The 13,424-nt window shown below is 41.3% G+C and carries 16 protein-coding genes; 8 read left to right on the top strand and 8 right to left on the bottom strand.

Annotated features, from left to right (window positions below; translation table 11 throughout):
- The first annotated feature begins 143 nt into the window (after positions 1-143).
- From QMA12_RS20845 to QMA12_RS20870, 6 genes are all read left to right on the top strand, one after another.
- The gene (locus QMA12_RS20845; RefSeq protein ID WP_290211363.1) at positions 144-1,112 is read left to right on the top strand and encodes a nucleotidyltransferase domain-containing protein; all 969 of its coding nucleotides are present in this window, start codon (positions 144-146) and stop codon (positions 1,110-1,112) included.
- Between the two features lies 1 nt (position 1,113).
- Positions 1,114-1,506, top strand: a complete 393-nt coding sequence (locus QMA12_RS20850; RefSeq protein WP_290211364.1) for a hypothetical protein — start codon at positions 1,114-1,116, stop codon at positions 1,504-1,506.
- Between the two features lie 111 nt (positions 1,507-1,617).
- A complete protein-coding gene (locus QMA12_RS20855; RefSeq protein ID WP_290211365.1) occupies positions 1,618-2,580 on the top strand; it encodes a hypothetical protein in 963 nt (320 codons plus the stop codon).
- Positions 2,581-3,040: 460 nt separating this feature from the next.
- Positions 3,041-3,931, top strand: coding sequence for a transposase (locus tag QMA12_RS20860; RefSeq protein ID WP_290211366.1), 891 nt, complete (start codon positions 3,041-3,043; stop codon positions 3,929-3,931).
- 18 nt (positions 3,932-3,949) lie between these two features.
- Positions 3,950-4,255, top strand: a complete 306-nt coding sequence (locus QMA12_RS20865) for a transposase (protein WP_290211380.1) — start codon at positions 3,950-3,952, stop codon at positions 4,253-4,255.
- Positions 4,256-4,402: 147 nt separating this feature from the next.
- A complete protein-coding gene (locus QMA12_RS20870) occupies positions 4,403-4,798 on the top strand; it encodes an MliC family protein (protein ID WP_290211367.1) in 396 nt (131 codons plus the stop codon).
- Positions 4,799-4,896: 98 nt separating this feature from the next.
- Here QMA12_RS20870 and QMA12_RS20875 read toward each other — a convergent pair whose 3' ends face one another.
- Positions 4,897-5,148, bottom strand: coding sequence for a hypothetical protein (locus QMA12_RS20875; protein WP_290211368.1), 252 nt, complete (start codon positions 5,146-5,148; stop codon positions 4,897-4,899).
- Between the two features lie 288 nt (positions 5,149-5,436).
- Between QMA12_RS20875 and QMA12_RS20880 the strand changes: the two genes are divergently transcribed.
- Both QMA12_RS20880 and QMA12_RS20885 read left to right on the top strand, forming a co-directional pair.
- Complete coding sequence (locus QMA12_RS20880) at positions 5,437-5,913, top strand: thioredoxin family protein (RefSeq protein WP_087534307.1); 477 nt, start codon at positions 5,437-5,439, stop codon at positions 5,911-5,913.
- A 175-nt stretch (positions 5,914-6,088) separates the two neighbouring features.
- On the top strand, positions 6,089-6,682 hold the full coding sequence (locus QMA12_RS20885; RefSeq protein WP_087534308.1) for a DUF4202 domain-containing protein: 594 nt from the start codon (positions 6,089-6,091) through the stop codon (positions 6,680-6,682).
- 31 nt (positions 6,683-6,713) lie between these two features.
- On the opposite strand, the gene QMA12_RS20890 is transcribed toward QMA12_RS20885, so the two are convergent.
- The 7 genes from QMA12_RS20890 to ispG form a co-directional block, all read right to left on the bottom strand.
- Complete coding sequence (locus tag QMA12_RS20890; protein WP_290211369.1) at positions 6,714-6,953, bottom strand: hypothetical protein; 240 nt, start codon at positions 6,951-6,953, stop codon at positions 6,714-6,716.
- Positions 6,954-7,063: 110 nt separating this feature from the next.
- The gene (locus QMA12_RS20895) at positions 7,064-7,444 is read right to left on the bottom strand and encodes a VOC family protein (protein WP_290211370.1); all 381 of its coding nucleotides are present in this window, start codon (positions 7,442-7,444) and stop codon (positions 7,064-7,066) included.
- Between the two features lie 94 nt (positions 7,445-7,538).
- Complete coding sequence (gene der, locus QMA12_RS20900; protein WP_087534311.1) at positions 7,539-9,002, bottom strand: ribosome biogenesis GTPase Der; 1,464 nt, start codon at positions 9,000-9,002, stop codon at positions 7,539-7,541.
- Positions 9,003-9,076: 74 nt separating this feature from the next.
- Entirely contained in the window at positions 9,077-10,255 is a 1,179-nt protein-coding gene (bamB, locus tag QMA12_RS20905; protein ID WP_290211371.1) for an outer membrane protein assembly factor BamB, read from the bottom strand.
- Positions 10,256-10,264: 9 nt separating this feature from the next.
- Complete coding sequence (locus tag QMA12_RS20910) at positions 10,265-10,885, bottom strand: tetratricopeptide repeat protein (RefSeq protein ID WP_087534313.1); 621 nt, start codon at positions 10,883-10,885, stop codon at positions 10,265-10,267.
- 16 nt (positions 10,886-10,901) lie between these two features.
- Positions 10,902-12,182, bottom strand: a complete 1,281-nt coding sequence (hisS, locus tag QMA12_RS20915; protein ID WP_087534314.1) for a histidine--tRNA ligase — start codon at positions 12,180-12,182, stop codon at positions 10,902-10,904.
- Positions 12,183-12,301: 119 nt separating this feature from the next.
- On the bottom strand, positions 12,302-13,420 hold the full coding sequence (gene ispG / locus QMA12_RS20920) for a flavodoxin-dependent (E)-4-hydroxy-3-methylbut-2-enyl-diphosphate synthase (RefSeq protein ID WP_087534315.1): 1,119 nt from the start codon (positions 13,418-13,420) through the stop codon (positions 12,302-12,304).
- Between the last annotated feature and the right edge of the window lie 4 nt (positions 13,421-13,424).

Below are 13,424 nucleotides of genomic sequence, written 5' to 3' on the forward strand. Positions count from 1 at the left end.
AGAGCCTCTAAAAAGCAAATTCCCATAGCATAAACAACACCAACTCTATACACCGAGCAGGTAGCGCCTCAGTCCAACAAGCGATTATGCAACACAAACTGCGTGTCGCATAAATACTAAAATGTTAGTTTTCTAGGGAAGCTATGAGTAACAATTTGACCATAAAGGGTATTCTTTTAGAAAAACTTAATCGTTTTTTAAATCCTAATTTCGATACTAAGTTTTTATGGTTGTTGTTGACGTCAGGAATAGCCCTTATAGGTTACCAGAGGGTCATACAGCTAGGCTCAAGTTTAGAGATCATCAAAGAAGATTTGTATATAAAGCTTTCACTCAATTCGGGCATCGATAGCATATTTATAGTTATTGGTTCTTTTATGATCGTGTCTTCAGTTGCTTTATTTACATTAAAGCAGCTGAGCAATAAGACAAGCCCATCCAAAACATACAAAACGCTATCTAAAGCAGCTCCTGATATTCGACCATTGATGGATGATAATCGAAGAATATTTACGGCGTTTGGACCTAATACAAGTGCTGGTAGCACAGATGAGCTGCGTCACGATTACGAGGTTTGGGAGCAATTAAAGCTTGATCAAATTGTTCCAAATAATGACAGTATATTGAGCATATTAAATAGAATTAAAAAGCTCAATAAACGTGAAGGGTTAGTTGTTTCTGCAATGAAATCTCATGTTCAGGCATTTAAGAAGCACTGCGAAGATCCAAACTTCGATTATTCACAAAATCAATTTCCCATCGCTTTTTCAGATTTGATATTGAGCTATTGTTCTCCTGGGAAAAATAACTTAGAAAAGTATAAAGCTTGGATTGTTGAAAAATCCAAACTAAACAAAGCGAACATAGAGGCCGCTTATATATTTGGTAGCGCCTTATATGGTGCGGAAACTACCGATGTAGATTTACTGATAAAAACAAAAGCAAAAAAAGTAGAAGATATCAAAGTTGATGCTGGCTTCTATGAAAAACTCAAGGAAATGTTTTATCTAGAGCTGGGGCTGAAATTGCATTTAAAAGTGTATTCTGAATTAGAAAAACGCTCATATGACGCCTTTAAGGCCAAATTAGCTAAGACAGAAAGGATTATTTGAGGTGGGCAGAAATTTATATTACACAATACCCAAGTATCTAGAAAATGCTCTAGATAACCACACCAAAGTTCGATCTTGGCAACGGATCGATCATCCTAAAAATGATGATGATTTCATTTATCTAATTAAGAGAAGTGATGGACTTTCAGATATCGTCCTTCATGCATCGGATGAATATTCCTACTCACTGACTGATTACTTTCAGAAGCCAGACAAAATTAGTGAAGGAGCATTTATTTTGATAGCTAGACCAGAGGCTGGATATGATGATGCTATCGTTGAAATTGCTCAAAGTGATAAAATTAGCATAGGGAAGTTCAGCGCATTAATGGGAGCTCTTTATAAAGAAGAACACTGGAATTATGTGCCGAAAGAGAGAAGAGAAGAAAACTAACAAACGCATGTTGTCGGACTGGTTTTCCGCTGCGCCCCAAACCAGCCGCAAATGCGGGCGTTATGTTTAGGCGTCCCTTCATTGAAGTGATTGAAATCGAGAGAAAGAGCCATGAGTAAAGAGATAATCCCAATCAGTCTATCACAAGAGATATCACTCTCAGATAGTGAAAAGAAAGAATTTACCCGAAGAAGAAAATCATTGGTATCCGAACTTCGCTGCATAACCGGACTTCCAGAAGTCGTTTCTTCGCTTAATCAGGATACGGTCTACAAGCTTGTTTTGGCTCCTGAAGGAGCCAAACTGTATAAGGATGCTCAGGGAAATCTGAAAGGCGTGTTTTACAAAGATGGAAAAATTGTTGAACATGCGAAGTTTCAGGAGATTGGACCTTCGATGTTAAAGGTTGCAAAGGCGGTTGGCGCACAAGTTCTTTTAGTGAGCATAGCCATGCAGCTAAATCGCATTGAAGAGCAAGTAGGCAAGATATTTAAAGAGTTTCATGGTGACCGTCTTGCAGAAATTGAAACAGGAAAGTCACTATTTCGCCAAGCTTGTGGAATGCATGATTCTGAAAAACGACAGCAATTGGCATTACATGCAATAACAGAGTTGACGCGTGGATTTGAAAAAACAGTAAGTGCCTTGTCGAGACAGATCAGCGAGCTTCCTGAACAAAAGCTATCATTCTTTGATAACTGGATTGGGGACAAGTCTAAAGAGGCTGAAGAAAGCCATAAAATGGCTGTTGAGTCATTTTCCGCCTGCTTAAGCGCTCTACAAACTTTGGCCAGATGCCATTTGTTTCTCGAAGAGCGAGAGGTGGCTTTAAGTTCAGTTGACGAAGGGCTAAGCAAAATAGAAAAAGCGGGCGTGGATATAGCATATACTCGCTCTAGATTGGCGCCTAAAATTAATGGCCATTTCCCAGAAGATGGCTGGAAACAGTTTATTGAGTATAGAAAAACTTTTGATTCCAGTTCGTTTTCTAGCCTTATTCATTCTGAAGAAGATGTTGTCGAGATTGAAATCAAACCCTCAGAGCTTATGGAGAAAAAACATGCAGAAATGTAAAAGCTGCGAAAGAGAGCTTCAGAAAGACGAGAGCGATTTCTGTCCTTCCTGTGCTTCTAGCAAATCCCACAAAATCAAGAAAATTATTGAGGTGGCAACTCCTATAGTGATTACAATAGGCGGAATTGCTTTTAAGCTGCTGAAGAAAAAATGATTTTTAGTGTGAAGATAAAACATAACAAAGCATTGCAGCGGGCAAGCCGCTGAATGCGGCGTTGAGGTTGTAGAATTACTCTTTTTAGGAACTGATTCTACACATTTAACTTGATTGTTTTTAACCTTGAATCCACTGGGTTACTGTGATCTAATAGATATTATTCACTCACGGTAAATTGTTATGGCCAACTACAAGCCTGACTTATCCTGCCAAAATAAATTCATTCCCATCAATTTTGCTGAGCAAATATTGCCGGGAACATTTGAATAAGCCCTTTGTTATATTGTCGAAAATAAACTCGACTTGTCGGGCTTTGACGCGTGGTATAACAACGACAGAACAGGCGCTGCGGCGTATCCGCCCACGGTGATGTTAAAAATTATTTTACTTGGCTATGCTCATGGGTTTATTAGTAGCCGCCGAATAGCTAAGGCCTGTGAGAACAATATTTTGTTCATGAGTGTGTCGGGCGATATTCAACCTCATTACACATCAATAGCGGGATTCGTGGCTAAAATGCATGAGCAGATTGAACCGCTGTTCACGCAAGTACTGATGATATGTGATGAAGAAGGCTTGATAGGGCGCAACATGTTTGCCATTGATGGCTGCAAATTAAAGTCAAATGCGAGTAAAGAATGGAGCGGCACATTCGATGAGCTAGGGCGTAAAAAAGCAAAACTAGAACGTGCGAGTAAACGTATTATTGAGCGTCACCAATCGCAAGATGGGCTGGGCGAGGAGTTAATAACACAGGATTTAAAACAAAAAGAAAAGCTGGATAAAAGTGCAGATAAAATCACCGAATTCTTAGCGACCCACGAGGAAAAAACAGGCAGCAAAGGCAAGCCTGTTAAAAGTAATATCACCGACCCCGATAGTGCGAAAATGACCACGTCAAAAGGTACAATCCAAGGCTACAACGGCATTGCGATAAATGACGATAAACATCAAATTATACTGCAAGCACAGGCGTGGGGCTCGGTGGGTGAGCAACAAACCTTACAGCCAGCGGTTAAGCAATTAAAGCAGCAGCTCGATAAATTGAATACCGACAAATCAACAGACGAACACACGATTAAGTTCACCGCAGACAGTGGGTTTAATAGCGAAGCGAACCTTGAATACATGGCGAAAAGTGGCTTTGATACTTACATTGCGGATAACCAATTTAGAAAACGAAACGTTGTTTAAAGAGAGTGAAAACTTCCTATAAATAAAAAGGAAACAGAGCAAGAAAAGCGCCGATTAAAAAGGCGTAATGGTAAGCCACGGCTATTTACCTCAGACGACTTTCATTATGATGAAGCAGCCCAAACCTGCCACTGCCCGGCAGGCAATGACATGTGGCGAAGCGGGGTTAATGTAAAGAGGCATAATCAAAAGTACACGCGATTCTGCGGTTACTTAAAAGATTGCAAAGTATGCCCACTGCAACAGCAATGTATGCGAAAGCCACCAATAAAAACTGGGCGGCAAGTGCAGTTTAAAAATGATAAATCACGTGATCAAAGTTGATGAGAATCGGTGATCAAAGTCATGAGAATAAGCACTTTTTATATTTTACGTAAAATCGAAGTAACCGATTGAATCAAAATAGCAACTCGGCTATGGTTAATGAATCAATAAAAATAAATTAAAGACGAGTTATTCTACAGGCTCATTATGCCGCAATTTAAGGAGGTTCGAGATACCATGCGTTATTTATCTATTGTTTTCATTCTTTTCCTGTCCGCGTGCGTGCAATCATTGACCGGTGATACCCAACCCACTGAGCAATCCAGAAATTCAGGCGCTTCTTTTACATACCAGTGCAAAAGCGGGAAAACGATTATGGCTTCATATCTCACGGACAGTACAGTCGTCGTAGACTACGACAATCGTGTCTTAGAAATGAAAATCACGGTATCGGGAAGCGGTGCGCGCTATGTTGGTGAAAAGTTGGAATGGTGGACAAAAGGCAGCGGACAACGCGCATCGGGCACATTGTTTCGTCACTTGGAAGATGGCACCCCGGGAGAAGCAGTCGAACACTGTGAGCAGATCGCTGATGCAGCATAACACATATGAGCCTTAACTCTGTCAATAGTCACTAGTATTTTATTTGATCGTTTTATACAGTGAAGTAGATACAAAGAACTCCGTAGCAACGGAGTTTGCTATTTGAATACTTTAAAACACCAGTCTAGTAAATCGAGGATCTTAAGTCGTTCTTTTGCTAGTGCATACCGTGTGTGCACGTCATCAATTTGCTGTTGAGTTAATTTTTTACCGAAGGTAAGTAGCCCGCCAGGTACATCATTATGATGAATGCCAAAAGCAAACTTAAGGTATTCTAAAAGTAACGCCTTGTAATGGTCTAGTAAACTATGGGAAGTCCACATCCACAACACAGCAATAAGAGATTTCACTTATGAAGGCTGACTATCAATCTTATATTAAAGATGAATTAGTTGATGTTATGCGCAGTATTGCTAAAGAAGCATGGCCTGAGCGGTATAGTGAAATAAAAAACAGTTTCAAAAATTTGATCATCAAGCTGAAGATAGTAACTATAAGCAGATGAACCACGAATCGTTTACTCTAAAAGCCATATTTAAGCACGCAATTTAAGGATTAGTGATTTTCTCAGTGCAAAAGCATTCGTAATACGCTCAGATTTGGGTATAGTCAGATAAAAATAAATTATAGAGATCGTAATGTTTAAACGAATAACACTGCTCTTATCACTTTGTTTACTCTCTTTTATGGCGTTAGCGGCTGATAATAAGCCATTTACCGGTCATATTAGCGGAGTTGATTTACTCAATGAATATCCAAAATTTGCTAGTGAATATGAAAGCTTCAGCCCAACAACGGCAGATGAAAAAGCGATGCAAACTCTTGCTGGAAAAGATATTTTAGTATTGTTTGGAACGTGGTGTCACGATAGTCAGCGTGAAGTACCACGTTTACTTAAGTTACTGGATCAATCTAACGTAAAAGTTAACAGCTTAAAACTTGTCGCTGTAGGGTACGATAAACGAGATCCACAAGGCATTGCCGAGCAGTATAATTTGCAATATACGTCAACTATCATAGTGTTGGATAAAGGAGAAGAAGTGGCTCGGATGGTCGAAAAGCCTAAACAATCACTTGTTAAAGATCTAATTAACCCAAATATTGTTAAAAATTAATAACAGCACTTGTGTTTGTAATGGCCTAGATTTAGAAAAGTGTGCTTAGCTTTTCATAAATGGTTCAATTTTAGGTTTAAGCGTCATTGTCATAATCAACATCATTGTTATTCAGCTGGCTATCTGTTTTCAGGCTGATTAAAATAATGCTATTAATAAAAAACAAGAGTCCGTCATGTTTGAGCAAGTTATTACATCAATAGATAAAGCAAATAAGCAAGATCCAAATCACGAGCTATTAGACGAGCAAAAGCAAGCTAAAGAGCATGTTTATGCTCTGCGCATGACTCAGATGCTAAATCGCTTTGCGCCAGAGGCCGATGAGCTAATGCACATTGCGGTTCGTGGTCAACATATTGAACGGTGGAGATCACCACGTAGTGACTTTCCTATGAATAAACAAGGGTATCATCAGTGGCGCAGTGCGCTGTATGAGTTCCATGCAGGTCGAGTTGTTGAGCTAATGCAGCAAGCTGGCTATGAAAAGCAAGCATGTGAGCGTGTATACAATGCGGTTGCAAAAAAACAGATAAAACGTAACCCTGATAGCCAATTAGTTGAAGATATCGCAAGTTTAGTGTTTATTGAGCATTACATGCTGGCGTTTGCGCAATCAAAACCTGATTACGACGAGCAAAAATGGATAGGTATTTTACAGCGCACATGGCAAAAAATGTCGCCTCAGGCGCACGATTTTGTATTGGCCGGTCATATAACTCTACCAGCGCCTTTAGTGCCTTTAATTGAAAAAGCCTTGTCTGGTGAGTAATTTAAGATAAGTATAAATAAAGCTACGAAGCTTAGTCTTGGCTAAGTTGCGTAGCAGGCGATACATTTTTTGCCAGTGTTTGCTCATCAATCACAACTGGTAATTTTAGTTCCATTGATTCAAGCGTATTGGCGATCTGCTTTTTAATTTGCGCTTTATTTTCTAGCTGGATAACAGAGACAACTTGGGCTGTTTGTTGTTTTATTTCGTTTTCGATTGTGGTGTGATTTGGGCTTAATAGCATCATTGTAAGTAGTAAAGTATTCATCATTATCTCCTTATTTAAATTACCGCTAAGATAATGAAGTTTGATGACAAATCTGTGTTTCTAATATGTCTACTCAGTTAAACTTTCGTGTTATTTCAATGAATATCGTAAGCTTAGTCCTGATACAGGCAAATCAAAGTGCCTTCAATAGCGCGCACATAGGCATAGGTTTGTGAGCCTTTTTGGTTCGGTGGGCAAAGCGGTTCAGCTCCTGCGAGTACGGCTTTATCGTAGCTTTCACTTAGATTAGTACAGTTAAAACGTAACTCAAAACCAAGCGCAGGTTGTTTTGGGTGTGCGCGAATATACCCTTGTTTAAAGTGCGCTTGCGCATAGGGGTGATTAGCAAACGCTATTTTTACATTACCAGTAGACAACTCACCGTATTCCGCATTATCACTTAACGAAAAAGTAATAAAACCAAACCCTTGATAATAAAAGTCTAATGTTTCTTCCACGTTATCAACATAGATAACCTGACCAACAAATTCCATATATAGCTCTCTGTGCTATTTCATTCTATAAATAAAGCACATGAGTGGAGATATAGCCAATTAGGCCCTAGAACCTAGGTTCTAGGGCCTAATATTATTTATTACGGTTTTCTTTACTAAACGCGCGGATCTTACGTTTTTGTGAAAGCGTTACTTTGTTAGTACGTCCTGCAAATGGGTTGTCGCCTTCTCTAAATTCAATTTTGATTGGTGTGCCCATGATTTTTAATGCTTTACGGTAGTAATTCATTAAGTAGCGTTTATAGCTATCTGGTAAGTCGTGAACTTGGTTACCGTGAATGACGATACGCGGTGGGTTATAACCACCGGCATGGGCATATTTAAGCTTAACGCGGCGACCACGAACCAGTGGTGGCTGGTGATCAGCTTGTGCCATGTCCATGATGCGGCGCAGCATAGCGGTGCTAATACGCTTAGTTGCTGATTCATAAGCTTCGTCAATTGACTCAAACAAATGACCAACACCTGTACCATGCAGTGCAGAGATAAAGTGCAGACGTGCAAAGTCGATAAAGCCCAAACGGCGATCAAGCTCTGATTTAATGCGATCTTTCACATAATCATCAAGACCATCCCATTTGTTTACGGCAATCACTAATGAACGACCTGAGTTAAGTGCAAAGCCGAGTAAGCTTAAATCTTGATCTGAAATCCCTTCGCGCGCATCAACCACAATCAATACTACATTAGAGTCTTCAATTGCTTGCAAGGTTTTGATCACTGAGAATTTTTCAACGACATCACTGACTTTTTTACGCTTACGAACACCTGCGGTGTCGATTAACACGTATTCTTTATCGTTACGTGTCATAGGTATGTAAATGGAGTCGCGGGTTGTGCCCGGCATATCATAAACAATAACACGTTCTTCACCCAGTATGCGGTTAGTCAGTGTTGACTTACCTACGTTAGGGCGACCAATAATGGCTAGCTTTACAGGCTTATCAGCGAATGCTTGTTGATCTGTTTCACCGTCTTCTTCTGAATATAAATCAACGAGCTCGTCGTCACTGTCAGTGCCGTCATCATTCTCGGCACTAAGCTGAGCAATAACAGGCTGCAACGTTTGTTCAAGTAGCAAAGTGATACCACGACCATGTGCCGCAGCAATATGATGTACTTCGCCTAATGATAGTTGATAAAACTCAGCACAGTTTGAGTCGGCATCAATACCGTCAGTTTTATTGGCAACAACAAAGCTTTTCTTTTCTTGCTTACGTAAGTGATTAGCGATTGCTTGATCAGCAACCGTCATACCAACACGCGCATCAACTAAGAATAAAACGATATCAGCTTCTTCAATCGCGAGTAACGATTGATCGGCCATTTCGGTTTCAATGCCTTCTTCAGAGCCATCAATACCACCCGTGTCTACCACGATAAATTCATAGCCATCGTAATTAGCTTGGCCATATTTTCTATCTCGTGTTAAGCCTGGAAAATCGGCAACGAGTGCATCACGAGTACGTGTTAAACGGTTAAATAATGTGGATTTGCCCACATTGGGTCGCCCAACTAGAGCGATCACGGGAAGCATAAACTACCTCTTTAAAAAACAACAAAAGGCTTCGCAGTGCGAAGCCTTATAAAAATACATTTAGTATTAGCAAGTTAGTTAGGTATATTTACCGCGCTAACTTCACCATCTCGGGTGTATAAAATCAGTTTGTCGTCTGCAACAATTGGCTCAATAAAAAAGCCTGAACTGTCGAAGTCTTCACGCGATACAAGTTCGCCTGATTCTTTATTTAACCAGTGTAAGTTACCTTCTTGGTCACCTAAGGCTAAATAATTCCCTGCTACCGCAGGCCCTGTTAAATACCAACCACGAAGGGCTGGTTGACTCCAGCGTTCAATGCCAGAGGTTTTATCTAATGCGTAAACAACACCGTCACTATCAACGACATAAATGGTTTGCGCATCCATCGAAATTTCACGATAGCTGCTGTATTCACGTTTCCAGACAACATTACCTGAACGAATATCAACGGCTGCTAAGTTACCATTATAGGCAATAGCGTAAGCATATGGGCCGCTAACTACTGGGCGTGTGTCTACATCAACCAAGCGCTCAAATTCTGATGAACCTTTTGGTGTTGCGATTTCAGCGCTCCACGCAGAGTAACCGCTATCAGAAATTAATACGCTTAATTTGCCTGTTTCAAGGCCAACCAATACCCCACCGTTAGCAACGGTTGGTGAGCTTTGCCCACGTAAAGTTAAAGGCGGTACTTCTTGTTCATGGCTCCAGCGCTCTTCGCCTGTATCAGGGTGAAGTGCTAATAGTTTGCCTGAGCCTAGGTTTACAAAAATTAAACCATCACCGGCTGCTGGCGATGCAAGTACCTCACCGGGCACTTTTTTACGCCAAGCAATGTCACCGGTCTCACGGTCAAGGGCAACTAGGTAGCCGTGCTCTGAACCAATGAATAGTTTACCATAGGCTTGTAAAATACCACCGGATAATTTAGCGCTGATATCAGCTTCCCATGGCCAAAACGTTGAGTTTTCACGAATGTCGGTTTCCCAGATCGTGTCACCATTTTCAAGAGATAGCGCTTCAATATCGCCATCACGACTGGCTACAAAAACACGATCTTTATAAATAGCAGGTGTTAAGCGCGAGAAGTAATGCTCAACGCCGTCACCAATGCTTTCTTGCCAAACTACGTCAGTCTCAAATTGATTAACGATTTCAGGCAATACTAATTCTTCTTCATCATCACTAGATGAACAACCCATTAGGGTTGCCATACAAAGTGCGATACTTGCCGCTGTTAACTTTTTCATTGTAACCCCTTATGCCGCTGGGCTAGTTACTGCTAGGTCATCAAGTTTGATTTGCAATAATGGGTTATTTTCAAGACCGCCAGCATCCGCTGCTGCTTGATAGGCAGTACGTGCTTGGTCTGTGTTACCTTGTGCAAAGTGAATATCACCTTTGATCTCAGACACTGTTGCTGTAAATGTGTCTTCAAGAGGCGCACTTAAAGTATTGAGTGCTTCATCATATTGCTGTTGTGCAATTTGTACGCGCGCTAACCGTGTTGTTGCTGTGGCTTTTAGGTCACCATTGTTTACGTTAGCTACAATCCAGCTTAGTTTTTCGCTGGCAACATCAAGTTGGTCTTTTTCGACGGCTTCTTTAGCTGCAACAAATGCAGCTAATACACTGTAATTTGTGTCTTTATTTTCGTCGATAAAGGTATCTGCCGCACCTAACACTTCGCCACTTTCAACTAGTGTAGTGTAGGCATCAGAGGCACTTTCAGCGGTCGTGATTTGATTTTGGTTATACGCTTTCCAACCATAAAGGCCACCTAAACCGATCACTACGCCTAATGCTAGAGATACGCCATTTTCACGGAAAAATCGTTTAATTGCTTCTGCTTGTTGTTCTTCTGTTGAATAAATATCCATTCTTACCTCGAGTGTTTTAGCTTTGTACTAACTCAGCTAAAAGCGTTTTAACTTGTTCTAATTCTAAGGTGACTTGCTCTTTACGTTCACGTAAATACTTAACAGTCACTACGCCTTGTTCTAATTCGTCTTCACCGATAATCAGTGCAACAACGGCATCGCTTTTATCTGCACGCTTTAGTTGTTTTTTAAAGTTACCACCGCCAGCGTGAACCATAACTCTTAGCCCTGGTACGTCAGCACGTAATTTAGCCGCTATAATAGGTGCTTGAATACTGGCTTTATCGCCCATTGCAGCCAAATATACATCAGCACTACGGCGAATGTCACCTACACATTCTAAGGCTTGTAACAGTAACACTAAACGTTCAAGGCCCATAGCAAAGCCAACAGCGGGAGATGATTTACCACCCAGTTGTTCAACTAAACCATCATAACGGCCACCGGCACACACTGTACCTTGCGCGCCTAAGCTATCAGTAACCCACTCAAATACAGTGCGGTTATAGTAGTCAAGACCACGTACGAGTCGTTCATTAACCGTGTATATGACGCCAGCTGCGTCTAAACGTTCACATAAATTTGCAAAATGTTCTTTTGATTCAGCATCTAAATGTTCAGATAACTTTGGCGCATCCACTAAAATAGCTTGCACGTCTGGGTTTTTACTGTCTAAAACGCGCAGTGGGTTTGAATGCATGCGGCGTTTTGAATCTTCATCTAGCACATCAACATGCTGCTCTAAATAGCTGATCAGTGCTTCGCGATATTCTGCGCGAGCTTCGTTTGAGCCAAGTGAATTAAGTTCTAAGCGCACATGTTCACTGATACCAAATTGCTGCCATAGTTGCGCAGTCAGTAAAATAACTTCTGCGTCGATGTCGGCTGTTGCAATGCCAAATGTTTCTAAACCAAACTGGTGAAATTGACGGTAACGGCCTTTTTGTGGGCGTTCGTGGCGAAACATCGGGCCCATATACCAAAGGCGTTGCTCTTGGTTGTACAGTAAACCGTTCTGGTTGCCAGCACGCACACAAACAGCCGTACCTTCAGGGCGAAGGGTTAAGCTGTCGCCATTATGATCAGCAAAGGTGTACATTTCTTTTTCTACGATATCAGTGACTTCACCAATAGAGCGCTTGAAAAGGTCGGTTGATTCTACAATTGGAAAACGAATTTCTTGATAACCGAACGATGATACTGTCTCGCGTAAGATGTTTTCTACTTTCTGCCAAACTTGGGTATCGCCCGGCAGACAATCGTTCATTCCACGTATTGCCTGAATTTGTTTTGCCACTGATAAATCCTAAAACTGTATTGTGCACAGAACTGCCACAACAAAAATACTAAAAATTGACCCGCTATTATAGCTGGCATGCGTGCGGCAAACCACCCAGTTTGCCGACTATATTAACTTTATTCGACGATTTTAATGTCGATAGGTGTTTGTTGCTCTTTTTGTGCAATAAAATCACGCACGTAACCTTCAAGTTGATCAACAATATTATTATTGTCGATACGTGCCTTTTGACGTTCGCCATTAATATAAAGCCCAGAGCGGCGGTTTGCACCCGCTAAGCCAATGTCACTAACTAACGCTTCGCCTGGCCCATTAACGACACAGCCGATGACTGAAACTGAAACCGGCTCAATAATATCTTCAAGACGCTCTTCTAGCTGATTCATGGTGCTAACTACATCAAACTCTTGGCGAGAACAGCTAGGACATGCAATAAAGTTAATACCGCGAGAGCGTATACGTAATGACTTTAGAATGTCAAAGCCCACTTTTATTTCTTGTACTGGATCAGCTGCCAGTGACACGCGTAATGTATCACCAATACCTTCTGCGAGTAACATACCAAGACCCACCGCCGATTTTACTGAGCCTGAACGCATGCCCCCAGCTTCGGTGATACCTAAATGTAGCGGTTGGTCGATTTCTTTAGCAAGCAGGCGGTATGCGCCAACAGCTAAAAATACATCAGACGCTTTTACCGATATTTTAAATTGATCAAAGTCCAAACGTTGTAAAATTTCAACGTGGCGCATGGCTGATTCAAGCAACGCTTCAGGTGTTGGCTCGCCGTATTTTTCTTGCAAATCACGCTCAAGTGAGCCGCCATTTACGCCAATACGAATTGGAATGTTGTGCTCACGTGCAGAGTCGACCACGGCGCGAATACGTTCTTCGCTGCCGATATTTCCCGGGTTGATACGCAAGCAATCTGCGCCATATTGCGCCACTTTAAGGGCGATCCGATAATCAAAATGAATATCTGTTACCAATGGGATAGTGACTTGCTCTTTAATACTTTTAAATGCTTCGGCGGCGTCCATAGTTGGCACTGATACGCGAACAATATCAGCCCCTGCATCTTGAATAGCTTGGATTTGCGCCACGGTTGCATCAACGTCCATGGTATCGGTGTTAGTCATTGATTGCACGGCTATTGGTGCACCGTCACCAATTGGAACATTACCGACATTAATTCGGGTTGATTTTCTGCGTTTAATTGGAGATTCTGAAAACATAGCG

It is taken from the genome of Pseudoalteromonas sp. APC 3893 (assembly GCF_030408095.1).
Lineage (GTDB): Bacteria > Pseudomonadota > Gammaproteobacteria > Enterobacterales > Alteromonadaceae > Pseudoalteromonas.